Below are 22,941 nucleotides of genomic sequence, written 5' to 3'. Positions count from 1 at the left end.
TGAGCCGGAAGCTGCGGAGGTCTTCCCCGACTGTGCGCTCGGCGCGGTTCCGCCTGTGGGCGCCTGCTATGGGCTGGGCGTGATCATCGACACCAGCATCGACCAGCAGCAGGAGTTGTATTTTGAGGGTGGAGACCATGCGACCCTGGTCCATGTGAATGGGGCGGAGTTTGCCCGGCTCAATCCTCAGGCCCAGCACGGCTCCTTCAGCGCCCGCATTTGAATAGATGGCGGAGCGGGCGGTAGAAGGCAGGCATAGGCCTGACAGGGTGTTGCTCGAGCGAAGGAGAAGCACGATGAAAGCAGCTCTGGTGTTTGCCGGCAGCGGGCCGATTGTGATCCTGACCTCCTATCCCCTGCTGTCAGATCCCGGTTTGCTGCGGACGCTCAAGGCGCATGGGGTCGGCAAATTCATCGCCTGTGAGCTACCACTCGAGACGGTGGCGGCCCGCTATGGCGGTCACTTCCAGGTGGTGATGAACGATGCGCGCGACAACGATGACCTGCGGGTACTCGACGTCAACGGCGACCGAGCCTTCCGGCTTTTCCGCTTCTCCGAGCTCGGCCCGCCAGTGATGCATGATGACGAGCACCCGGATCGGACAGAGACGGCAGCCTGAAGGAACCAATGCCCTTTGCATGCATATCGATTCTTCATGCTACAGGAGTGCAGCCTGGGTAAGAGCCTTCAGGCCACTGAGGGAGCGACGATTCTACTGGGTCACCCCTGTCACACATGAACATTGCCGAAGGCCAGTTCGCCCTCCCCCTTCGGCCGACGCAGCGAGGCAAACAGGACCCAGCCATAGAAGAGAGTGACCGCCAGGATCACGATCCAGCCCGGCACCGGGCCGATAGCGGCATTGCGCACCCACTCCCCGGTCGAGCCAACCAGGTGGGTTTCCACGGCACTCTCCTGCATGCGGATGAAGGTGGTCTTCACCAGCCAAGCCACCAGCAGGATCAGGAACAGCTAGCAGTAGTTGCTCCGCATGCGGCGCGAGATCGCCAGGCTGTGGCTGGTCAGGAACAGGGGGCGCCTGAGATCATCCCCCAGCTTGTGGATCCAGTCGTCCGTCGTGCCATCCTCTGGCGAGAAGATCTGGGCATAGTAGTTGCGCTCCATGCGGCGCACCCGGTTGCGGTAGACATCGAAGAAGCGGTAGCGGCGCGCCTCAATCACTAGGAGCAACAGAACGAGGACCATGGCGAAGAGCAGCACGCCATGGTGAGCGGTCGGCGTGGAGAGCGACACTGACAGCATGGCCGCCACCACGGTAATGGCCCAGTTGGTGGTGCGGTCGATTCGGTCACGCCAGCCGGCCATGCGGGCGATCTCGGCGCGATGGTAATGGGCCATCACGTTGATGAACTCGGTCGATGTGCTTGGAAAGACCGGTGCTGTGATGGTGGGGTGCAGGGTCTGCTGCACCGTGTTCTGATCGTTCTTCGGCCGCATAGCGTCTCTCCCTCCATTCAGGACGGCATTCGGACACTCTCGGTCGGCGCTGAAGGCGCGTTCTGGTTAGGATGTCATAAGGCAATATAGCACCGGCTGACGTCCTTCGCAGATCAATCCTTCACGCTCACCTGTCAAACGGCACTGGCGAACGGTGTCCCGCGGCATGGGCCAATTCGCCTGAATGGTTTTAGATGACACCAGGCGGCATGAGACAGGGCACAAGGACGAGATGCCGAGTAGGGGATGAGGCGTGAACTAACTCCTCCGTGCACCATCCCTTCTGGTGAACCTTGGCAGTAATCTCGCCACAATTGGCACCAAGGATGCACCTGGCCGCATTCCGGCACGACCATTGGAAAGGGAGTCCATGACCCACAAGGATCGCGCTGCGCTCTATGGCCGGATCGGGCTCATTCTGGCCTCCTTTGCTGTCATCGGCGGGGTTGTTGCTGAGCCCCTTCTCAGGCCCTTGTGGTCCCCACGGCTGACGGTGGCCCAGCGGTAGGAGACATCGGCATGCGAGACCCTCCTGACGTGAGACGAGCGCTCCTGGACTACAAGGCTGCTCTGGAGAATGCGGCCCAGGCACAAGAGGATATGGCCTCGCGTCTGGTTCTGTTAGCTGACCAACTAGAGCAACAAGGTCAGCCTAAGCTCGCTGACAGCCTTCAGCGGACATGCCACCAGCATAGAGCCTCCAGCATCAAGAACCGTGCGCTTGCGGCCTCACTCATGACATCTGACTAGGTGCACTCCCCAACACCGCTCCACCACACCCCACTTACCGCTGACGCGGCTGAGACTTCGCTCAGAGACTAAGTCTCCCGGACATGTTAGCTTACGGAAGGATCATGCTTCCTTTGAACGGCTGGAGGCGGTCATGTACCTGGTCATCCGCAGGTTCAACCACATAAGATCTGTGGCGGAAGCCGCCCAGCGGGCTGAAAGCGGCCTTGGCCAGTTGCTCAAGCAGTCTCCCGGGTTTCAGGGCTACTATGTGTTTGATGCTGGCGATGGGGCTGGCGGGTCCGTGACCATGTTCGACAGCAAAGAGGCCGCCGTAGCGGCAAACGAGAAGGCCCTGGCTTGGATCTGGGGAAGCTTGGTCGATATCATCAACGGAGAGCCTGAAATCACCATGGGCGAGGTCCTGGTTGTCGTTTCCGCCTGACACGCCCCAGCAAGGATCTCGGCGCATGCACGTATCGGGAGCCTTTGAGTTGGACATCAGGCCGGGAACGCCAGACAACCCGGCATCCGTCAGGATTGCCCTCCTTCGCTATACCAGGGGCGAGGACGGGCGCTTACTCATTACTCCGGAGTGCGCCTCCTTCGAAGAGGTGAGGGGCAGATCGATTCCCTGCAAGACGAGTTGGACGAGATCCGGGAACGAGCCCGGCGAGCCTTCCAGGTTGCCTGATACTATGAGAGTGGTACCGCCTCGGGGCGCACAAAAGCCACACAGGACCAATAAAGCTTAACCAAGGCAGCGCGAATCAAAAACTTACAAGAACGCCAGCCTTGGGAGAGGACATCATGAGGTCCATTCATCAACGGGCTCCCGCCCGATCAGAGGCGAGCGATTGCGCCTACAATCTGTTCAGGAACAAGCAGCGGCCCGAGATCCTCTGTGCCGTGCCGGAAGACCGTCCAGTTGCGAGTTTTATCGGCCCGGAGCAGTGGGTGTACGAGGGTTCTCTTGGCGCTCAGGAGGCCCGGCCATCAGGCTTTGACGACAAAGCAGCCTCTGCGGGTGTGCGGTTTAACGGCTTCTACCTGTTCCAGCTCACGGCGGCGCACAGGGTAGCCGGGACTAAAGGACAAAGCCTTGGGTCCAGGGCAGAGGAGTTGCCGGAAGCTGAAACGAGCCTGGGTGTTCGCCAGCATGTGCGCAAATCCTTGCTGCGCCTCGTAGCGCAACAAACCAGCCCCGAGCAGGTGGTCGCGTACGTCAGTCGCGCCACCGCAGACCAGACGCCGGCCGAGACGCGGTATGCCGACCTCCTGGCGGCTCTTTCCTTTGCGGTCTATACGACGGATGCGACAGGACGCATCACCTTCTACAACGAGGCAGCCGTCACGCTGTGGGGACGCCGACCGGTGCTGGGGCGGGATCGCTGGTGCGGCTCCTGGCACATTTATTCCCTCAGTGGCGCTCCCCTGGCGCATGACCGCTGCCCGATGGCTGTGGCCATCCGCGAGGACAGGAGAGTGCGGGGTGTGACAGCGGTTGCCGAACGGCCGGATGGCAGCCGGGTTCAGTTCAGGCCCTTCCCTACCCCCTTGCATGATGCCAACGACAACCTTGTTGGTGCCGTTAACGTGCTGATCGATCTCGGAGCAGCGTAGATTTCTGGGGATCCGGAACCCTATGGGTCGAGGCTTGCCCCGATCACTCGAGGTTCGTCTGCTGTTATCCTTCATGTTACCCGGAGAACAATCCAGATGAAGCTCAAAGCGGCACGAAAAGCATAAGAACCCTTAGCGGTCAGGGTTTGAGGTGGTGAGCCCACTGGGACTCGAACCCCTGACCCCTGATAAATAAGGAGGCTCTCAATGAGGCTGCGGAACGGGTGTTCGGATGTGCTTCAGGATGGGAGTGTGCCCGCTCGACCTGGAAGCCTACGCAGTCTCCTCAAGCACCTTTCGGACGGCGGCCAGTGGCAGGCCAAAGTGCTTGGCGACCTGTGCTGGCGTCACGCCCGCCAGAAGCGCGGCATGCACCGCCTTGCGTTGCCCCTCCTGCATTGTGGATGAGGTCTTGCCGGGTCGTGAGGACTTGACCCGCTGTTTTGACGGGTGCGGACTGAGGCGCTCAAGGAATATGCTGGCATTGCTGACCGCCGCCTTCAATTCAGGCTGGCTCCCCCTACCCGTCTCCATCCGGCGCTGCAATTCATCCATAAGCTGGCCAAGGTGCTTTGCCAGTTGTGCATCAGACAGGCCGGCAAAGTCCCACAGCTCGGCCGAGGCAGGAGCCGGTTCGGGTCGAGGTGTCGGTACGGTGAGCGTGACCTCGAACAGGTCGAGGGTATGAGGCGAAGATCCCTTGTGCGACATATGCTTGATATGGGTATTCGGCCCCTCTGATCCAAGCTTGGAGGGAGTTCGCCAGACCCTGGTCAGAGGCATCTAAGCGCTCCTGCTTGCGGTGGTTCGGGCTCATTTCCACCACTTTACGAACCCGTCTGGGGTCAGTTCCATCTCGGGCTTCGGCACTGTCCGCTTGCCCTTTCCTTTCACGGTCTTGGGATCTCGGACTCGCTTGGACGCCTTTTGAATCAGGTGATCGTCGGGGGGGCGAGTTCGCGTGATCGGCTCAGCAGAATGATGCGCCTTATTAGCCTTGCCCCGTTGACGGATCTGCCCTACCGGCAGTGCGGTGTGCCTGTTCGCTTTTGGTGCAGCGGGTAGCTTTGTTGCACGGATCGGTTGGTGACCGCACTGACCCGCCCAGGCCTTGGCTTAAGCGATGCGAACAGACTCCGGGCATCCAAGCTCGAGCATGCGGTTCAAGGTACTGACAGCGATCGCAATCTCAGTCGCACGACGCCGGTCAGTCCGCGAGTGCAGCGCGTCACCGATCACTCGTTTGAAGCGGCCTATGGAAGACTCCACCAAAGCTCGGCGAGTGTACCCGGATCTCTTCTGCCAGCCCATGCGTCCGTTCTCGGCGATGCTTTGGAGATGCCGATCGCGCTGGGTTGGAGTACTCTCCGCCATTTCGCTCGGCACCGCCGTTGATCGTGGTGGCACGATCACGTCAGCCTTGGGATGGCGCTTGGCGACAGCGTTGTACACATCGTCCTGATCGTAAGCTCCATCACCTATCAAGCTGGCCAGTGAGCCTGTGATACGGTCGAGCAAGGGCTCAACCTGCGCGCCATCATCGACATCGCTCGTGGTCAACTCTGATGCGAGGATCTGCCCAGTGTGAGCATCGACGCCGATGTGCAGCTTGCGCCAAGACCGGCGCCTGCGGGTCCCATGCTTCTCGATCAGCCACTCGCCGGATCCGCATAAGCGAAGCCCTGTGCTGTCGACCAATAGGTGAACAGGCCCTGCGGAGCGCGGGCATGATCCTGGGACCTCCAGCGTTTCAGCCCGACGGCTCAGGGTCGAGTGATCCGGCACAGGAAGATCGAGGCCAAGAAGCCTCAGGACCGAGCCGATTAGACCTTCCGTTTGGCGCAGCGCCAGCCGGAACACCGCCCGGAGCGTCAGGGCTGTCCTGATCGCCAGAGCCGAATAGTGTGGCTGACCGCCTCGCGTTGTACGGGGTTCGGCCCGCCAAGCGGCAATCGCCTCGTCAGAGAACCAGACTGTGAGGCTTCCGCGCTGGCGCAAGGCAGCATCGTACTCCGCCCAGTTTGTCACCCGATGCCGCTGCTTAGGAATGCGGTGACGGCGAGCGGCATTGGCTTTGAACGGCACGGCAGATATCCGACAGGAAGGGCGCAGGTCTCCTATGTCACCCAGTGCCAGTTGCCAACTCGCCAATCCGTGCAACAAAGCCGGTTGCGCGGCACTGGCCTCTCTGATCCGAGCCAAGAGGCTATCGCGCTCGGCCTCCACGGCCTTAATCTGCTCCAGCAGCAACTCGAGCCTGTCGAGTTCCCGCCCGATCTGGGTTTTAAAATGCCGCGGCAGCGGTCGGCCGTCGCCCGTCGTGAGGCCCTCGAGTCGATCGCGACGGTCACGCCGTAGGGGTTCGTAGTCGCCAATCCCCTGCGCGAAGAGCAGCCCTTTGATCCGGTTGACATGCTGAACCCGCTCGGCAATGAGCGTCTTGCGCTCCCGGCCGATACGGCGCTGATCCTCCTCCTCCGGCGTGGGCGCTTTGACCATGGCACATACGCGCGGTTCGCCGCGCTTGTAAGCCAGCAGCGTCCGGACCAGGGCTTCGCCGTCGATCTTGTCGGTCTTGGCCCGTCGCCGCCTGCGTGAGGTGGCAATCGAGGCGGGATCAACGACGTGACTTTCGATCCCCTCATCTTGAAGCACGCGATGGATCCAGAACCCATCCAAACCCGCCTCCTGAATGGAGATGATCGGAAATATCTGTCCGGTTCGAGCCTGCGCTTTCTCCTGCAACTGCGCAAACCGGGTCAGCAGGCCGGGCACATCGCCGCCGCGTACGCTGTGCTTCGACATCCTCTCGCCGGCCCCTGGGGACAGGGAGGTGATCAGCCAGACGGAACGACTGAGTTCCATCGAGACAAAGATTGCGCCAAGATTGGTGCGGATAGCGGTCGGCTCGGATCCGGGTTCAACTGACATGGGTCGCCTCCAGCGTGAGTGGATATCGCAACCTCACTCTGCCAGAGAGCAGATCGCTATCCACCCCCATGGGATCTCTTAGGATCTATGCCACCACAGGCACCACATAAGGTTGGCTCCTCTAGAGCCGTTCCTTGTTATATCGCCGAGAATGATCCGGAGGCCCACAATATGTGGCAAGAACAACGATATTAGATATATTTTTGCGAAAATATGAGCCGTTGTGGCGCAACCCGCTTATACCAAAGTGTTAAGGCTATCCTCAATAATCGCTTGGACTGCAATTCTCACCTGGTTCTCATAGAAGTCTTTGAGTCATTACTTATGATGACTTACGCCTCTCTGTGGACTGACGGCGAAAGTAGAAATTATTCTTTATGCTTCGGCTCTCCGTCGGCAGGGAAGCGGCGGCACCGGTCAGACAACACCCGCTTGCCACCTGTATGATCACTGATATATGATCAAAAGTGCACACAAAAGAGATGACCTCCTCGCGAGGAACTATCCAAATCCATCGCCAAGATCAGATGACATCACAGGGAGTGAAACATGTCCAAGGGGAAGTATGGACCGGCTCTACTCGGAGCAGCGCTGGCTGCTGCCGGAGCACTGGCAGCAACAGGTGCTACGGCACAAGAGAAGCACAAGATCTTTCTGTCAATGAGCTTTATCGGAAACGATTGGCAGGCTGAGGCTGCCAACATGTTGAAGGCCATGGCGGCTCATCCGTCGATGGCCAACAAGGTGGACCTCCAGGTTCAGGTTTCCGGACCCAACGCGCAGCGCCAGATCCAGCAGATCAACGCAATGGTCCAGGCTGGCGCCAAGGCAATCGTCGTTTTCCCGATATCACCAACAGCACTGAATGCTGCTGTAAAGAATGCGTGCGACAAAGGCGTCCACGTGTTTGCATACGACGCAGAGATTACTGAGCCCTGTGCTCACAACATTGCAATCGATCAGGAGGAAGCCGGCCGCGTCACGGCTGAGTGGCTTGCAAAGAGGCTGAACGGCAAGGGGAACATCGTCGCGATCACCGGCGTCCCTGGCACTTCGGTCGATACGCTGCGCACGAAAGCCGCGAAGGAGGTGTTTGCGAAATTCCCGGACATCAAGATCGTCAACGAGGCCGTGGGGCAGTGGAGCCAGGCCGTCGCCCGTACGGAGTTGTCGAAGATTCTTGCGACCCGCAATTGGGACCAGATCGACGGATTGTGGATGCAGGTCGGCTGCTACACAGCCAATACCATGCAGCTCGAGGCCGGTCGCTCGCCTGAGCAGCTCAAGCCTTGCGCTGGTGAAGGCTCCAACGGCGGCCGTGTGCAGATGTTGCCTGCTAACACCGAGGTCGAAGGCGCAAACGGCACCTACAAGCCCATCGGCGCTCCGCGCATCTCGTACGCCTCGCCCCCGTATTCCGGTGCACTGGCCTTGAAGCTGGCGGTGGCCAAGCTTGAAGGAAAAGAGGTTCCCAAGAAGGTCGTCCTACCTCTGCCCGTGGTGACGAACGAGACCGTCAAGCTCTGCCAGGAGGGTACTTGGGAGGAAATGAAGGCAGGCTGCAATGCGTTCAAGCCCTCCATCGTGACCAACCCGGGCTGGTTCGCCTCGATCTTCTCCGCGGAGACACCCGAGGTTGGCCTCTCGGCTGCCCTTGTCGGTCAGCCGGAACAATAATCGTCCTAGACGCACTTGCGCTCACGTCCGCTTCCTTATCGGGCGTGAGCCTGCATCCGTGTTGTTTACGTGGGCTCTTCGAGAGTAACCAACCTGTCTGCGTCTTTTGGAATACAGCTTTATGATCTCATTTCATTCTGTACTTTCGGGACCGGCGATTGACCGTAGGGCAGGAGCGACCGCAATCGCTGCTAGGAACATCCGGAAGGCCTTTGGAGCCACGGTGGCAGTGGACAGTGTGTCGTTCGATATTCATGCAGGGGAAACCCATGCGCTTCTTGGCGAGAACGGTGCCGGCAAGTCCACAATCGTAAAGCTACTCTCAGGGCTGATTGTGCCTGATTCCGGCGAGTTCACGATCTTCGGCACCCCGGCGGTCTTGAGCACGCCAAGGGCCTCTCACGCTCACCACATCCAGACTGCCTTTCAGGAGCTCACCCAGATTCCAGACTTGACAGTCCTGGACAACATGCTCCTCCCCTACCCCCCAACCAACTCCTTTGGACAGATCCGCAGACGCGACGCCCTCCGGCAGGTCGAGGAGCACTTCGACACCCTTGGCCTCAGCGCTATCGACCTGGGAGCGGAGATCCGCGATCTCGATCTGAATGAGCGACAGAAGATCGAGATCGCACGCGCGCTGTTCCGCAATCCCAAGATCCTGTTGCTGGACGAGCCGACATCGGCCCTCTCGGGACGTGATATCGACTGGCTGGGAGGGTTGATCGAACAACTGAAGGCACGTGGCGTAACCACCATATTCATCTCGCACCGCATGCCCGAGGTTCGGGCTTTCTGCGACCGTGTCACGGTTCTGCGCAACGGCAAGCACATCGCCACCGAGGCCCTGACGACCGTTGCCGACGAAGATCTGATCGAAATGATCGCCGGAAAGGCGCTGGGACATTCATTCCCGCCAAAGGTTCAGGCTCCCTCGCTCAAAGGCGAGCCGGTTCTCAGCGCGAACAACCTCGCCGCTGGCAAGCGCCTCAACGGCGTCTCGCTCGACTTGCACCGCGGAGAAATTCTCGGCGTTGCGGGACTTCAGGGAATGGGGCAGCTCGAGCTTTTCCTCGCGCTTTTCGGAATGATGGAGACCACGGGCCAGATCAGTATGGATGGCAAGCCGATTGTTCTGACCTCCCCTCAGGATGCCGTAGACGCGAGGGTCGGTATCGGCCTTGTCCCGGAGGACCGTAAGACTGAGGCACTTTTCCTGAAGCTCGACGGCAAGCGAAATGCATCCCTGCCGGTGATCAAGCAGTACACGCAATGGGGCCTGATCGACCAAACGCGTGAAGAAGCGGACGTGGCGCGCGTATTCGGCCGCCTGAATGTGCAGGAACACGCTCTGTGGACCAGTGTGAAATCGTTCTCGGGCGGGAACCAGCAGAAGATTGCTATTGCTAAATGGCTCTTCGCGCAAAGCCGCGTCCTCCTCCTGTTCGACCCGACCCGAGGAATCGACGTTGGCACGAAGCACGAGATCTATGCCTTGATCCAAGAATTTGCCGCTGCTGGTGGATCAGTGCTCTTCCACTCGACTGAAATTGCAGAGCTTGATCACCTCTCCCACCGAGTTCTCGTTCTGTATGGCGGCGAGGTCGCCGCTGATCTTTCCGGTGATGACATCAAGGAGGAGGCGATCCTTCGCGCCACCCTCGGCACCGGTCCAAAGAAGATGGAATTGCAATGAGCACAGCGACCATCGAAATGCAGCGGAAATCCATGCCAAGGAGCCCTGGCCGGGTGCGGCTTGCACGCCACCGCGGGTTGATTGTCGCTATAGTAACCTTCCTGATCTGCTTGGGAGCTGTTAGGGCACTCAGCGGCGGGACCCTCGGCTATTACGAATTGAGCAATCTGGCCACCGGTGGCGCGACATTGGCCATTGCGGCATTGGGGCAGACGGTTGTGGTTCTCTCGGGAGGCTTCGATCTCTCGGCCGCTGCCGTCATCTCTCTCGTCAACGTGACGCTCGCAGGCAACATGGGCGACAGCACCTCGAGTATGTTGCTGTGGAGCGTAATCGGCATCGGCATCGGAGCCGCTGCGGGTGCATTCAATGGAGTGTTCATCGCGCTTCTCCGCCTACAGCCGATCGTGGTGACCCTTGCGACGATGTTCATCCTACAGGGCATAACGCTGCTGGTGATGGACAAGCCGGGCGGGCAGGTTCCGGCAGAGTTCAGCCAGCTTTTCGTCGGGGAGGCATTGCCGGGCATTCTGCCGATGCCTGTCGTGCTGCTGGGACTGCTTCTGCTCGCGTGGCTTCTCCTGAAGAATATGATGATTGGCAAGGCCATCTACGCTGTCGGTTCAGACCGCGACGCTGCACGGGCGGCGGGCATCGACGTCAGGCGCAGCGAGTTCTTCGTTTATGTTCTGGCTGGGGGGCTCTATGGTCTGGCAGGCATTTTCATCACCGCACAGACCGGCTCGGGAGATCCGCTAGTCGGCAACCCCCTCCTGTTGCAGATGTTCGCCGCGATTGTCGTCGGCGGAACGCTGCTGGGTGGCGGCCGGGGCGGCCTTGTTGGCACCGTCTTCGGAGCCTACGTGCTCATGCTGGTCGTCAACATCCTCCTGGTGCTCAATGTTCCGGCCTTCTACTCGTCGATCGTCGAAGGTGTTATCCTAATCCTAGCCGTCCTCGGAGCATCGCTTACACGCAGCTCTGTTTTGGCCACCACGCTGCGGAACATCTCACGGCGCGCATCCGCCCGCCGGCAGGGCCTTCTTCCCGCTCAGCTCAAGCTCAAGGAGCACCGCCTGAGGCTGCCAGTGCCTTTCGTCACGGTTAAGCAGCCTACCTTCTGGGCACGGCATTCGGAGACCCTGCAAACCGCGGCTCCGGCTTTCGTATGCTTTGCTCTTGTTCTTCTAGCAACGCAGTTCGTTTTGGGGTCGAGCATGTTCTCCTGGCCCTACTACAACTCCTTGATCGTGCTGGGCAGCTTCCTCGCCATTCTGGCACTGGGCCAAGGCACTGTCATCCTGACAGGCGGGCTCGACCTTTCAGTGCCATGGACCATCGGCCTCTGCGGCATCCTTTGCGCAGGACTGCTCAAGGGCTCGGACGTGGCAATGGTTTATGTCATCCCCATCACTCTCGCCATCGGAGCAACCGTCGGCCTACTCAATGGAATCGGCATCGTTGCACTGGGAATGTCGCCGATTGTTGTGACGCTTGCCATGAACGGCATCCTGCAAGGTTTGGCACTGCTGTATTCGGGCGGAACGCCCGCCGGCTTCTCCTCGCCGAGCCTGCGCTGGTTTATGACCGGCAACCTGTTCGGGGCCACACCGGTCGTGTTCATGATGATCGCTTTTGTTGCAGGAGCCGTGATCCTGCTTGGACGCACGGCTTTCGGACGCCGCGTCTATGCTATCGGCAACGGCGTGCGCGCCGCGGAGCTCTCTGGCGTGCCGGTACGCTCTACGACGGTCCGAGTGTACGTCCTGTCGGGATTGTGCTCCGCGCTGGTGGGCTGCCTCCTTTCTGGCTTCTCCGGTCAGGCGAGCCTTGGCATGGGCGATGAGTTCATCCTTCCCTCCATCGCCGTGGTTGTGGTTGGCGGCGCGCTCATCACAGGAGGGCGCGGCAGCTATATCGGAATGGTCGGCGGCGTTTTGCTTCTGACGGCGCTTCAAACCCTACTGGCTGGCACCTCCCTGCCCTACGCCACACGAGCCATTGTGTACGGGGTCGTCGTGCTGTGCGCAGTCGTGACCCTGCGCGAGAAAAATACCTGATCTCGGATTGCGATGAGGCAAAAGACCATGACCATCTGTTCCTTGAAGCCAGGCCTGAAGGTTCTCGTTACAGCGGGGGCGTCGGGCATCGGGCGGGCTATTGCCGATCTGCTGATCGCGGAGGGCGCTCGCGTCCACATATGCGACGTGTCGCACGAATTCCTTGAAGGATTCCAGGCCGCCTACCCCGACCACGGTGCCAGCTACTGTGACGTATCCGACGACGAGCAGGTGGTTCGCCTTTTCGACGATGTGAGATCGAGCCTCGGCGGGCTTAACGCCCTGGTCAACAACGCAGGGATTGCCGGTCCAACCGGTGGGGTCGACGAGATCAGCCCGGCCGATTGGCGCAGATGCATCGACATCTGCCTGACAGGGCAATTCCTGTGCGCACACCACGCGGTGCCGATGCTCAAGGCCGCCGGGGACGGCGCGATCATCAATATGTCCTCGGCTGCAGGCCGCTATGGCTATGCCTACCGGACCCCTTACTCGGCGGCCAAATGGGGCGTCATCGGCTTCACGCAAAGCCTCAGCAAGGAGCTTGGCCCCTTCGGCATTCGCGCCAATGCAATCCTACCCGGCATCGTCAGCGGCCCACGCATGGAAGGCGTCATCCGCGCCCGTGCCGACCAGGTAGGTGTTCCCTACGAGGAAATGCAGAAGGAATACCTCAGCAGGATCTCTCTTCGCCGCATGGTCAGCCCCGAGGATGTTGCCGCAATGGTTGCATTCCTTCTCTCGCCCGCGGCCGGCAACATCTCCGGTCAGTCGATCGGCGTGGACGGCAACGTGGAATCTCTCTGAGGCAGCGAACCACTGACCTTCAGTGACGGGACAAATCAATGAAAACTGCAATCATCGGAACAGGGCTGATCGGACGGGCATGGGCCATCAGCTTCGCTCGCGCCGGAAACGCGGTCCGGCTGTGGGATGCAGAGCCTTCCGCTCTTCCCGCAGCACTGGACTTCATCCGGATCGTGCTGCCCGATCTGGAGAAGAATGACCTTCTGAACGGCGCATCACCGGATGAAGTCCTCAGTCGCATTCGTGGCGTGCCCGATCTGTCCGAGGCCCTGGCCGATGTCGACTACGTGCAGGAAAACACACCGGAAAACATCGACATCAAGCGGAAGGTCTTTGCAGATCTCGATCGCCACGCGCCGCCCTCTGCAATCCTGGCAAGCTCCACGTCAGCCCTTCTGCCGTCCCAGTTCCTCGAACATGTGAGCGGTCGGGGGCGGTGCCTCGTGTGCCATCCCATCAATCCGCCGTACCTCATTCCGGCTGCCGAGGTTGTGCCTTCGCCCTGGACGTTGCAGGGGACAGTGGATAGAGCCGCCGAATTCCTTCGCAGCTGCGGTCAGGCTCCTCTCGTAATGAAGCGCGAGATCGACGGCTTCATTATGAACCGCCTGCAGGGTGCTCTTCTGGAAGAGGCGTTCCGCCTCGTTGCCGATGGATATGCCGGGGTCGAGGACGTCGACATCGGCATTCGCGATGGTCTGGCGTTGCGCTGGAGCTTCATGGGCCCGTTCGAGACCATTGACCTCAACGCCCCTGGCGGAGTGCGCGACTATGCCGAGCGCTACCAGCAAATCTACTCCCGGCTCTTCCCATCGATGCAGCGCCGCGTCGACTGGACTGGCTCTGTTATGAACGCTGTCGAAGAGGAGCGATCCAAGAGGCTCGAGCGCGACAAGCTGGCGGAACGGCAGATGTGGCGCGACCGCCGCCTCATGTCCCTCCTGGCCCACAAGACCAAAGCAGATCGGGAGATCGGATCCTGAGATACGCAACCGTACCGATCCGACGCTCCGTCAGCCTCGTGCATTGAATGAAAGGCAATCCCATGTTGCGGATCGAAGTCGTCAATCCGGAGTGCAATCAACTCGGCGAGGGGCCTCTGTGGGATCTGGCGGAACAAGCCCTCTACTGGATCGATTCTTACGGCCCTGCAGTATACCGGATCGATTCTCAAGGCCGGCGTACAAGCTGGGCTTTGCCCGAACATGTGGGGTCGATTGCCTTGCGTGAGCAGGGTGGGATCATCTGCTCTCTCCGCTCCGGGTTCCATGCCCTGGACGTAGAGACCGGGAAGGTGACGCTCGTTGCTCAGGCGGCTCCTGAAAATCCACGCACTAGGATAAACGATGGGAAGGTCGATCGCCAGGGCCGCTTCGTCGCCGGAACCATGGATTATGAGGAGCGCGACCCACTGTGCGCGCTCTACCGCCTCGATCCTGACCTGTCGGTGACGCAGCTCGATGACGGTATTATCTGCTCCAATGGCCCCTGCTGGAGCTTGGACGGCACCACGCTGTACTTTGCCGACACGACGAAACGGCTCATCTACGCCTATGATTACGATCCACGCAATGGTGCCACATCAAACAAGCGCATCTTCGCTGACTTCGCAGCGCATGACCTTCTTGGCTATCCGGACGGAGCGACGGTGGATGCGGAGGGATATCTTTGGAGCTGCGAGGTTTATCGGGGACGTCTCGTCCGCTTTCGCCCCGATGGAACGCTCGACCGGGTTGTCGGGCTCCCGGTGGACAGCGCCACGTCGCTGATCTTTGGCGGCCCCAACCTCGATGTAGCTTATGTCACCTCGATGGCACGTCCCATCGGTGGCAAGCCGCCCCGCGAAAAAGAGGCGGGTATGCTGTTTGCGGTCTACGGCTTGGGGGTTAAGGGAGTCCCCGAGCCCCGCTTTGCAGGTTAATCAAAGGAGGAAAGAGCATGCGGATCGAAGTTCTGGTCGATGTTAAGACCACTCTCGGCGAAGGCCCTCTGTGGGATGTCGACGAGCAGCGGCTGTACTGGATCGACAGCTTTGACGGACGGGTGTTCAGGTCGACGGCGGACGGCCGCGAGTTGCGCTCCTGGGATGTGCCTCAGAAGATCGGCTCAATGGCCCTGCGCCGCAGCGGCGGCGCCGTGTTGTCTTTGCAGCGTGGGTTCCACTTGCTCGACTTCAACACAGGCGACGTGGAGCTGATCCACGATCCGGAGCCGGGTCTTACGGCGAACCGCATCAATGACGGAAAGGTCGACAAGGCGGGCCGGTTCGTCGCGGGATCCATGGACACCATGGAGGAAGGGCCAAACGGTGCCCTCTACAGCCTCGGGCCCGACCTCAAGGTCACGAAGCTCGATCAGGGTATCGTTTGCTCCAACGGCCCGTGCTGGAGCCCGGACGGTAAGCTGTTCTACTTCGCAGATACATGGTCCGGTGAGATCTGGGTCTACGATTACGATCAGGTCACCGGAGCGGTTTCAAACCGCCGCACTTTCACGAAGATCGATACGTCGAGGGGCGGCGCCGCCGACGGATCGACCGTCGACTCCGAAGGGTTTCTCTGGAACGCACAAGTCTATGACGGAAAGATCATCCGCTATGCCCCGGATGGGTCGGTGGACCGGGTCATCGAGATGCCCGTCAAGAAGGTGACGAGCGTCATGTTCGGGGGGCCCGATCTCGATATTCTCTATGTGACCTCCATGGCAAAGCCCCCGCTCCCGCGCTTCCCAGGGGATGGCGTGCTCCGTGGCAGCTTGTTTGCCATCTACGACCTCGGCATCCAGGGAGTGCCGGAGCCCCGCTTCGCCGGCTGACTGTCGCGAAACAGCAGTAGAGCCCTGCACGCTCTAAGCTGGCGATGGATCCGGCCTTCAGGAAGAGACCGGAGCTGTCGCCGTTGCATCAATCCCATATCTTGGGATGGTGCATGTGCCGAATCTGGTCAAACACGCTGAACAACGCACGATCCGCAAGCGCTCGGTTACTCAGCCTGCCGCACTCCGGCCCGGCCGCGGCGCTTGGGAGGATTTTTTGTGATCTCCTCCTGTTCGATCAGGAAGACCCGCAAGGCTGATGCGGCACTTTCAATGTCGGCCTGAAGAGCCTGGCGTGCAGCCGCCCCATTCTTGTGAATGAGAGCATCACGCATCTCCATGTGCTTGACGTTAGATGCCCACCAGTTTGTGGTCGCATTCAGCAGATTTATGTACGGGCCGATCTGGAGCCACAGAGACTCGATGATGGACAGCAGCGCGTCGGAACCCGACGCGCGGTAGATCGTGAAATGAAAGGCATGATTGGCGCGAACATATTTCCTGCGGTCTCGGGCAACCTCCGCCTCGCTCATTTGCTCGATCAGGCGACCAAGGTGATCCAGTTCCTCAGCAGAAATGGCCTGCGCGGCCCATTCGGCTGCTATGGCCTCGACCTCGCACCGCACGCGTCGGAGATCCTCAAGCCGTTCGACGGTCAGCGACGGAATACCCAGTGATCGGCCGGCGACCACCGTGAGAGCCTTCTCTGCCACCAATCGATGCAGGGCTTCGCGCACTGGCATGGCGCTTACTTCGAATGCATCAGCGATGCTCTGGATGGTCACCGTGCGCCCAGGCTCAATCTCACCGTTCAGGATCAGTTCCTTGATCCGTCTGTATACGTGATCCTGCACTGTCTCACGCGAGATGGGCAGAATGGGCAGATTTTTATGCGCGCGGGCTAGCGCCATACCCTTGTCCCCTGTCGTAGTCCTTCCAAATACCGGCGCATTTGGAAATCTGTTCGTTAACGCAACAGCCTATAGACGATATGGCCGCTACGCACGACCAGATAATTGACATGATCTTTCATATATGATTTTTGATCAAAACGCGAGTTTTTCCAGTTGTACCAATGAAAGCTGCCTTGAGTTTGCTGTTCAAGAGCAGCCAGACCGATGCCTGTCAGAGGCTCAAGAACTACGGATGCTCCCTGAAGGATCGCGGCACAATAGAATGCCGACGCTCGCTAATTGTTACCTTTGGAGCCGCATGGCACATTCTAAAACCAGGAGACATAGTTCGTCTCAATCTCGGCATGAAATTCGAGCTTTCCTCGGAGAGGCTTATTTTCAACAGCCGGTGACGCTGTGAACAAACATGTATCGCCTCCTGCTGCTCGCGAGATGATGAAGACGCCGCCGCGCAGACGACGAGGCCTTACCAGCATAAGCCCTGCAGTCCCGCAGGACCATAAACCAAACAGGAGGAAACGCCGTGGTCGCCACTTCTAAACCAAACCGCAAGGTGATCATCACATGTGCCGTTACGGGCGCAATTCACACACCTTCGATGTCACCACACTTGCCGGTGACGGCGCAGGAGATCGCCGATGCGGCGCTTGGAGCTGCGGAAGCAGGCGCGGCCATCGTACACCTGCACGCGCGCAATCCCGTCGACGGCAGCCCTGATCAAACACCCGAAGGTTTCGCACCTTTCTTGAGCGTCATCAAGCAGACTAGCACCTGCATCGTGAATATTACGACGGGCGGCGCGCCCACGATGAGCATTGAGGACCGGGTACGCCCTGCGGCGGCCTTCAAGCCGGAGGTAGCGAGCCTCAATATGGGATCGATGAACTTCGGCCTCTTCGGTCTGCTGAACCGCTTTACCGACCTCAAGCATCAGTGGGAACGGGACTACCTCTCGAACAAAGCAATCATCTTCCGCAACAGCTTCGCCGATATCGAGTATATCCTCACGACTTGTGCAGAGAACGGCACGCGGTTCGAGTTCGAATGCTATGACACGGCCCACCTATATAACCTGAAGTATTTTCTCGATCAGGGATTAGTGAAGGCACCGCTGTTCATTCAGACGGTATTCGGCCTCCAAGGCGGTATCGGGGCACACCCGGACGATGTTCAGCACATGAAACGCACCGCCGACCGCTTGTTCGGCGACCAATACAAGTGGTCGGTGCTAGGGGCTGGGCGAAACCAGCTTCCGATTGCCGCAATGGCCGTGGCGATGGGTGGCAATATCCGTGTTGGCCTGGAAGACTCGCTCTGGGCCGGACCGGGCCGTCTCGCAACGAGCAACGCAGAGCAGGTCCGGCTTGCGCGCCAGCTCATCGAAAGCCTTGGCTACGAGGTTGCCACGCCGGATGATGCCCGCGAGATCCTTGAGCTAAAGGGCGGCGACAGAGTAGCCTTCTAGTCGCCGAGCGCTTCGATGCCCATCTACCATCCGGACCCTGGAGGCTGCAATGGCTCAGACGGCATTGGTGGTAGGAGTGAGTGGTATCGTAGGGAGCGCCACGGCGGCGCTTCTCGCGGCCGAGGGCTGGGATGTGCTGGGCCTGGCCAGAAGGCCGACCGCGCAGACGGGCGTGACGCCAATTGCGGCCGACCTCCAGGATGAAGCCTCACTCTCCGCGACTCTTGCCAAGGTCAAGCCGGAGGCCGTGTTCATCACGACGTCGTCGCGGCAGGAGACGGAAGCGGAGAACATTCGCGTCAACGCCGCCATGGTGCGCAACCTTCTGAATGGGCTGCGGCCCGCCGGCACGGTCCGGCATGTCGCGCTGGTCACAGGTCTCAAGCACTACCTCGGCCCCTTTGAAGCGTATAGCAAGGGCACGCTCCCGCAGACGCCGTTCCGAGAGGAGCAGGGCCGGCTCGACATCGAGAATTTCTACTATGCCTTGGAGGATGAGGTGTTTGCCGCGGCCAAGCACGACGGCTTCACCTGGAGCATCCATCGTCCTCATACCGTCGTCGGCAAGGCGGTGGGCAACGCCATGAACATGGGAACGACGCTGGCGGTCTATGCCACGCTGTGCCGAGGGACGGGACGTCCCTTCCGCTTTCCCGGCTCGGCGGCGCAATGGAATGGCCTGACCGACATGACCGATGCCCGGCAGCTCGCCAAACATCTGCTTTGGGCTGCGACAACCCCGGCTGCCTTTGATCAAGCCTTCAACGTGGTCAATGGCGATGTCTTCCGCTGGAGCTGGATGTGGGGCCGTCTTGCCGAGTGGTTCGACCTTGAGCCCGCCGCCTTTAACGGGACGATCCGGCCACTAGAAGAGCAGATGAAGGAGGACGCCCCCATCTGGCGCGGAATTGCGGAGCGGGAGGGCTTGGTAGAGCAGGACCTTGGCCGTCTTGCCTCCCCCTGGCACACGGATGCGGATCTCGGACGGCCCATTGAGGTCGTGACCGACATGTCGAAGAGCCGTCGTCTCGGCTTTACCGGCTACCAGGCAACCGATGATGCCTTTTTAGACCTGTTTGCCGAACTCCGAGCCGACCGGCTAATCCCCTAATCCTGACATGGCTATCTTGTGGCATTTGCTACCGGATGGGCACCACTCTCGTAGCGACTTCACGCTGCCTGGCAATGATCATGTTTGGGAAATGGGCTCACACGGGCACTGTTGCAGTAACTTGAACAGGACACAACAAACCGCGTCGAATGGGTCGCTCAGGCAGAAAGACCGAAGAGTTGATTGACGAGACGGATTTCGCGTGTTGGTCCGGCTGGGCATGTCACATCAACCTGATGAGGTTGCCATCAGCCCTTCCGTAGTCTTCTCAGGCATGTAGACCCGCCGCGGCGTTCCATGCTGCCATGGCCCGGAGGCGGTGAAGGTGGATAGTAAGTGCGGAATGGTGTGAACGGGGTGGAACGAACTGGTTTCTGACGGCTGAAAACACCGAGGTGAACCGCTGCAGGCTTCCCGCCGACCGGAAGCTCTGCATCATCCTCTCCCGCTTTCGCAGCGGCACGTGCGAGTTCTCCGCTCTGTTGTTCAGCCCCTTGTGGGACCGGTGCTCGACCGCTGGCATAGCCTGCCGCCTGGCGGCCCCATAAGAGGGCAGCTTGTCGGTGATGATGCCGCTTTGTTGCACGAATAGGCGAGTTGGTAACTGGAGCCGGATCACATATGAGGCCTGTGCCCTTCCTCTCGGATGTATCCCGTGCCGTTCAAAGCCAATGCCGCTCGCCGGCATCACATCCCTAAGCAGCGGCACCGGGTGACGAACTGGTGCGAATACGACGCCAGCCTGCGCCAGCGAGGAAGCCTGACTGTCTGGTTCACTGCGGAAGCCATTGTCGCTTGGCGGGCCGAGCCTCGCACAACCCGAGGCGGTCAGGCCCGCTACTCGGCCTTGGCGATCAGGACGGCGCTGACGCTCCGGGCGGTGTTCCGTCTCGCGCTGCGGCAGACGGACGGCCTGATCGGCTCGATCCTCCAACCTCTGGGTCTAGATCTGGCCGTACCAGATCACTCGACCCTGAGCCGCCGCGCCGAAACTCTGGAGGTCCCACGATTGCAGTCACGCACCGGCCCCATTCACCTGCTGGTGGACAGCACAGGCTTACGGTTGTGCGGGCCCGGCGAGTGGCTAATCGAGAGGCATGGCACCCAAAGGCGCCGTGCTTGGCGAAAGTTACACATTGGCGTCGACGCTGACACGGGGCAGATCCTCGCATCTGAGCTGACCACGAGCGATGTCGATGATGGCGCTCAGGTCGAGCCGTTGCTCGACCAGATCACGGCTCCACTTGCTTCCTTCACCGGTGACGGAGCCTACGATCAGACCGGCGTCTATAGCATCGTCATCAATCACCATCCTGATGCTGAAGTCATCGTTCCACCACGAGCAACGGCGGTGCTAAGGGAGAATGTAGAGACCTCCTCGACCCAGCGCGACCGGCATATCCAAACTATCGCGGAGCATGGACGCATGGGTTGGCAGAAGCAGTCTGGGTACACGCGTCGGACTCTGGTGGAGGCCGCCATCAGCCGCTTCAAACGGGTGATCGGGAATGCGCTGCGCTCGCGGACGGATCGGCGTCGGGCAACCGAGGTGGCCATCGCCATCAGTGCCTTGAACCGCATGCTCAAGCTTGGACGCCCGAAATCCGTCCGCACCGCCTAACCTCAGGCACGCCGCGACCGAATCCGTGCTCCGGCCGATCCGTGCAACATAGCCCCGCTCAAAGGGCTTGACCAAAACCCCGGAATAAGAGAACGGTGCCCGCAGGCAAGCTCGTGCGCCTCAAGGCGCCGCTGAAACTTCACTCTGCCGCAACCGGGAGCGCCTGCTCCCCTGTTCCTTCTTGCGATTGGGCGCGAAGGGACAGGCGTCCTTTCTCAGTCCAGAGAACGATCCCGAGGCATGCTGCACCCAGCCCAAGATAGCCAGCGCTGAGCGGGATGACCGTGCCATTGAAGGAGCGACCGATCACCAGCCCCCACAAGGCACCGAGCAAAGTAGTATAGGAACCGATGAACGACGAGGCCGTGCCTGCGATGGAGCCCAGGGGTGCCATGGCTATGGAGTTGAAGTTGGGCACCGTGAGACTAAACAGAAACTGGTTGACAGCAAAGACGCCGGCATAGAGCAGAAGCGGCGGCCGCCCATCATAAAGAAGGGCTATGAACAATTGTACCGCTGCGACAAGCGTGAAGCCGCAGATGCCGATGTGCGACAAACGACGCATGCCCAAACGCTGCACAAGCGTTGCATTCGTGAACGAGGCGGCTCCCATAAAGGTCGCGATGCAGCCAAAGACCAGGGGGAAGTAAGCTCCGAGATGATAAACCTCTGTCTCAAAGATCTGCTGCGCTGATCCGATATAGGACATGAGACAGCCCATCATCAGGCCAATGCCTGTCGCATAGCCGATGCTGACGCGGGTGGAAGCCGTGGTTTGGATCGCAGAGGCGATCTGGCTGAACGAAAACGACTGGCGGTATTCCGGATGCAATGTTTCCGGCATGCGGACATAAAACCAGCCGCCTACCAGCACTGCCACGCCCACGATGGTTCCGAAGATCAGGTGCCAGGTACCCAGTAGCAGAAGAAGACTGCCTGATGCAGGAGCTACAATCGGCACAGTGATAAAGACCATCATGGTAATGGACATGACACGGGCCATTTCCCGACCTGCAAACCGGTCCCGTATGATCGCGACCGTTAAGACGCGTGTTGCTGCCAGGCCAGCTCCTTGGATCGCACGTCCGATCAGCAACATGGAGAAGCTGCCCGCTAGTGTGGCAACCAATCCGCCGAGGAGATATACGGCTAAGCCGATCATCAGCGTCGGACGCCGGCCGATCACATCTGAGACCGGGCCATAGACAGCCTGCATGATCGCGAAAGGCACCATGTAGGCTGTGACCAGCAGCTGGAGGTCATTGGGATCCGAGATCCCGAAGTCAGCTTGGATCGGCCCGAAGGCGGGGAGCAGGTTATCAATCGACAAGGATCCGAGGCTCATCACGAGGGCAATGAGAAGCACGAATTCTGGAAAAGAAGGTGTGCTGCAGGGGGTGAAGGTATCAGGTTTCTTAGACGAAGGAGACATTATAGAACTTTTCACGAAGGCTGTTCCCGGGTCCCGAACAGCACATCAACGCAGATGAGCAGGACAAGACCTCTTGGAAGCAATCAATTGATTGGAACCGACGATGGTAGCCGATGCTAAGCTGGAAGGCGTGAGTCCCTAAGGACGGCCGTTACAGCTGGCGGAAAGAACGGAAATTGTCGCCTATCAACTAAGAAGTGCGGGGAAAGTTGCATGGAACATAGGAGCTTATCGCATAGATCGTCGGGTTGCAGGCAGCATAAGAGAGCTTGCCTCTAGCTGAAAACGCTAAGGTCTGCCCTTTGCAGGAGTTAACCCTCAACAACGGTCTCAAGTGGCCTGCAGGTAAGTGGCGGTTAGAACCAGCCGCGACGCTTGAACCAGATCAGGGGTAGGATGGCGCTGACCGCAATGACGCCCAATCCGAAAGGGTAGCCCCAGTGCCAGTCAAGCTCCGGCATGTTCTCGAAGTTCATGCCATAAACTCCGGCTATTAAAGCGCTTTTAGTTTCAGTGTAGAGCATAGCCGGCATGCCTGATCCAGCCTCGGGCATCCTGGGCGGTGATGGTGTCGAGGGCGGGTTTGAGTTCGGCTTCCAAGG

Annotated in this window: 19 protein-coding genes and 4 pseudogenes; 15 read left to right on the top strand and 8 right to left on the bottom strand. The window is 59.8% G+C overall.

Annotated elements, in window-relative coordinates:
• Positions 1-223, top strand: a 223-nt coding sequence (locus JKG68_RS24920) for an aminoacyl-tRNA deacylase (protein ID WP_202064127.1), incomplete at its 5' end; no start/stop codon positions are given.
• Positions 224-296: 73 nt separating this feature from the next.
• Positions 297-620, top strand: a complete 324-nt coding sequence (locus JKG68_RS24915; protein ID WP_202064125.1) for a cytosolic protein — start codon at positions 297-299, stop codon at positions 618-620.
• A gap of 110 nt (positions 621-730) precedes the next feature.
• Here the strand turns inward: JKG68_RS24915 and JKG68_RS24910 are convergent.
• Positions 731-1,459, bottom strand: a pseudogene (locus tag JKG68_RS24910) (DUF2270 domain-containing protein).
• A gap of 370 nt (positions 1,460-1,829) precedes the next feature.
• Between JKG68_RS24910 and JKG68_RS24905 the strand changes: the two are divergent.
• From JKG68_RS24905 to JKG68_RS34865, 3 genes and pseudogenes are all read left to right on the top strand, one after another.
• On the top strand, positions 1,830-1,967 hold the full coding sequence (locus JKG68_RS24905) for a hypothetical protein (RefSeq protein ID WP_202064123.1): 138 nt from the start codon (positions 1,830-1,832) through the stop codon (positions 1,965-1,967).
• Positions 1,968-2,342: 375 nt separating this feature from the next.
• Positions 2,343-2,633 (top strand): hypothetical protein, encoded by a 291-nt coding sequence (locus JKG68_RS24900; protein WP_202064121.1) that lies wholly within the window; start codon positions 2,343-2,345, stop codon positions 2,631-2,633.
• Between the two features lie 821 nt (positions 2,634-3,454).
• Positions 3,455-3,799, top strand: a pseudogene (locus JKG68_RS34865) (histidine kinase); the annotation flags it as partial.
• 285 nt (positions 3,800-4,084) lie between these two features.
• On the opposite strand, the gene JKG68_RS24890 reads toward JKG68_RS34865, so the two are convergent.
• The 3 genes and pseudogenes from JKG68_RS24890 to JKG68_RS24880 all read right to left on the bottom strand — a co-directional run.
• The gene (locus JKG68_RS24890; protein ID WP_202064116.1) at positions 4,085-4,522 is read right to left on the bottom strand and encodes a hypothetical protein; all 438 of its coding nucleotides are present in this window, start codon (positions 4,520-4,522) and stop codon (positions 4,085-4,087) included.
• A 405-nt stretch (positions 4,523-4,927) separates the two neighbouring features.
• Positions 4,928-5,896, bottom strand: a complete 969-nt coding sequence (locus JKG68_RS24885) for an IS5 family transposase (protein ID WP_202064132.1) — start codon at positions 5,894-5,896, stop codon at positions 4,928-4,930.
• A gap of 72 nt (positions 5,897-5,968) precedes the next feature.
• Positions 5,969-6,742: pseudogene (locus tag JKG68_RS24880) on the bottom strand (IS110 family transposase); the annotation flags it as partial.
• Between the two features lie 549 nt (positions 6,743-7,291).
• Here JKG68_RS24880 and JKG68_RS24875 point away from each other — a divergent pair.
• From JKG68_RS24875 to JKG68_RS24845, 7 genes are all read left to right on the top strand, one after another.
• Positions 7,292-8,419, top strand: coding sequence for a sugar ABC transporter substrate-binding protein (locus JKG68_RS24875; RefSeq protein ID WP_202064114.1), 1,128 nt, complete (start codon positions 7,292-7,294; stop codon positions 8,417-8,419).
• Positions 8,420-8,642: 223 nt separating this feature from the next.
• Positions 8,643-10,115: a sugar ABC transporter ATP-binding protein gene (locus JKG68_RS24870; RefSeq protein ID WP_312890958.1), complete on the top strand. Its 1,473-nt coding sequence runs from the start codon at positions 8,643-8,645 to the stop codon at positions 10,113-10,115.
• A gap of 53 nt (positions 10,116-10,168) precedes the next feature.
• A complete protein-coding gene (locus JKG68_RS24865) occupies positions 10,169-12,175 on the top strand; it encodes an ABC transporter permease (RefSeq protein ID WP_312890957.1) in 2,007 nt (668 codons plus the stop codon).
• Positions 12,176-12,202: 27 nt separating this feature from the next.
• Entirely contained in the window at positions 12,203-12,982 is a 780-nt protein-coding gene (locus tag JKG68_RS24860; protein WP_202064110.1) for an SDR family oxidoreductase, read from the top strand.
• Positions 12,983-13,020: 38 nt separating this feature from the next.
• Entirely contained in the window at positions 13,021-13,965 is a 945-nt protein-coding gene (locus JKG68_RS24855; protein WP_202064108.1) for a 3-hydroxyacyl-CoA dehydrogenase, read from the top strand.
• Between the two features lie 62 nt (positions 13,966-14,027).
• On the top strand, positions 14,028-14,903 hold the full coding sequence (locus JKG68_RS24850) for an SMP-30/gluconolactonase/LRE family protein (protein ID WP_246515826.1): 876 nt from the start codon (positions 14,028-14,030) through the stop codon (positions 14,901-14,903).
• A 17-nt stretch (positions 14,904-14,920) separates the two neighbouring features.
• Positions 14,921-15,796: an SMP-30/gluconolactonase/LRE family protein gene (locus JKG68_RS24845; protein ID WP_202064106.1), complete on the top strand. Its 876-nt coding sequence runs from the start codon at positions 14,921-14,923 to the stop codon at positions 15,794-15,796.
• A gap of 167 nt (positions 15,797-15,963) precedes the next feature.
• Here JKG68_RS24845 and JKG68_RS24840 read toward each other — a convergent pair whose 3' ends face one another.
• Complete coding sequence (locus JKG68_RS24840; RefSeq protein WP_202064103.1) at positions 15,964-16,707, bottom strand: GntR family transcriptional regulator; 744 nt, start codon at positions 16,705-16,707, stop codon at positions 15,964-15,966.
• 526 nt (positions 16,708-17,233) lie between these two features.
• On the opposite strand from JKG68_RS24840, the gene kce reads away from it, so the two are divergent.
• Positions 17,234-18,175: a 3,5-dioxohexanoate:acetyl-CoA acetone transferase gene (gene kce, locus JKG68_RS24835; protein ID WP_202064101.1), complete on the top strand. Its 942-nt coding sequence runs from the start codon at positions 17,234-17,236 to the stop codon at positions 18,173-18,175.
• 49 nt (positions 18,176-18,224) lie between these two features.
• The gene (locus tag JKG68_RS24830) at positions 18,225-19,286 is read left to right on the top strand and encodes an SDR family oxidoreductase (protein WP_202064098.1); all 1,062 of its coding nucleotides are present in this window, start codon (positions 18,225-18,227) and stop codon (positions 19,284-19,286) included.
• Between the two features lie 268 nt (positions 19,287-19,554).
• Here JKG68_RS24830 and JKG68_RS24825 read toward each other — a convergent pair whose 3' ends face one another.
• Positions 19,555-19,974, bottom strand: a complete 420-nt coding sequence (locus JKG68_RS24825; RefSeq protein WP_376773203.1) for a DDE-type integrase/transposase/recombinase — start codon at positions 19,972-19,974, stop codon at positions 19,555-19,557.
• Here JKG68_RS24825 and JKG68_RS24820 point away from each other — a divergent pair.
• Entirely contained in the window at positions 19,942-20,907 is a 966-nt protein-coding gene (locus tag JKG68_RS24820; RefSeq protein WP_202064096.1) for an IS5 family transposase, read from the top strand. The genes JKG68_RS24825 and JKG68_RS24820 overlap by 33 nt on opposite strands.
• A 139-nt stretch (positions 20,908-21,046) precedes the next feature.
• On the opposite strand, the gene JKG68_RS24815 is transcribed toward JKG68_RS24820, so the two are convergent.
• Entirely contained in the window at positions 21,047-22,339 is a 1,293-nt protein-coding gene (locus JKG68_RS24815) for a multidrug effflux MFS transporter (RefSeq protein ID WP_202064095.1), read from the bottom strand.
• Between the two features lie 356 nt (positions 22,340-22,695).
• Positions 22,696-22,836, bottom strand: a pseudogene (locus JKG68_RS33745) (CorA family divalent cation transporter); the annotation flags it as partial.
• Between the last annotated feature and the right edge of the window lie 105 nt (positions 22,837-22,941).

This window comes from Microvirga aerilata (assembly GCF_016743775.1).
GTDB lineage: Bacteria > Pseudomonadota > Alphaproteobacteria > Rhizobiales > Beijerinckiaceae > Microvirga > Microvirga aerilata.
Note: the sequence above shows the minus strand (reverse complement) of the source record. Positions and strands in the feature narration are given on the sequence as shown.

What these genes read in the sequence shown, in the direction of transcription:
- JKG68_RS24840 (WP_202064103.1), bottom strand. Translation starts at nt 16,707, where the DNA reads ATGGCGCTAGCCCGCGCGCATAAAAATCTGCCCATTCTGCCCATCTCG.
- JKG68_RS24860 (WP_202064110.1), top strand. Translation starts at nt 12,203, where the DNA reads ATGACCATCTGTTCCTTGAAGCCAGGCCTGAAGGTTCTCGTTACAGCG.
- JKG68_RS24825 (WP_376773203.1), bottom strand. Translation starts at nt 19,974, where the DNA reads ATGCCGGCGAGCGGCATTGGCTTTGAACGGCACGGGATACATCCGAGA.
- JKG68_RS24890 (WP_202064116.1), bottom strand. Translation starts at nt 4,522, where the DNA reads ATGTCGCACAAGGGATCTTCGCCTCATACCCTCGACCTGTTCGAGGTC.
- JKG68_RS24850 (WP_246515826.1), top strand. Translation starts at nt 14,028, where the DNA reads ATGTTGCGGATCGAAGTCGTCAATCCGGAGTGCAATCAACTCGGCGAG.
- JKG68_RS24875 (WP_202064114.1), top strand. Translation starts at nt 7,292, where the DNA reads ATGTCCAAGGGGAAGTATGGACCGGCTCTACTCGGAGCAGCGCTGGCT.
- JKG68_RS24845 (WP_202064106.1), top strand. Translation starts at nt 14,921, where the DNA reads ATGCGGATCGAAGTTCTGGTCGATGTTAAGACCACTCTCGGCGAAGGC.
- JKG68_RS24830 (WP_202064098.1), top strand. Translation starts at nt 18,225, where the DNA reads ATGGCTCAGACGGCATTGGTGGTAGGAGTGAGTGGTATCGTAGGGAGC.
- JKG68_RS24815 (WP_202064095.1), bottom strand. Translation starts at nt 22,339, where the DNA reads ATGTCTCCTTCGTCTAAGAAACCTGATACCTTCACCCCCTGCAGCACA.
- JKG68_RS24905 (WP_202064123.1), top strand. Translation starts at nt 1,830, where the DNA reads ATGACCCACAAGGATCGCGCTGCGCTCTATGGCCGGATCGGGCTCATT.
- JKG68_RS24900 (WP_202064121.1), top strand. Translation starts at nt 2,343, where the DNA reads ATGTACCTGGTCATCCGCAGGTTCAACCACATAAGATCTGTGGCGGAA.
- JKG68_RS24855 (WP_202064108.1), top strand. Translation starts at nt 13,021, where the DNA reads ATGAAAACTGCAATCATCGGAACAGGGCTGATCGGACGGGCATGGGCC.
- JKG68_RS24915 (WP_202064125.1), top strand. Translation starts at nt 297, where the DNA reads ATGAAAGCAGCTCTGGTGTTTGCCGGCAGCGGGCCGATTGTGATCCTG.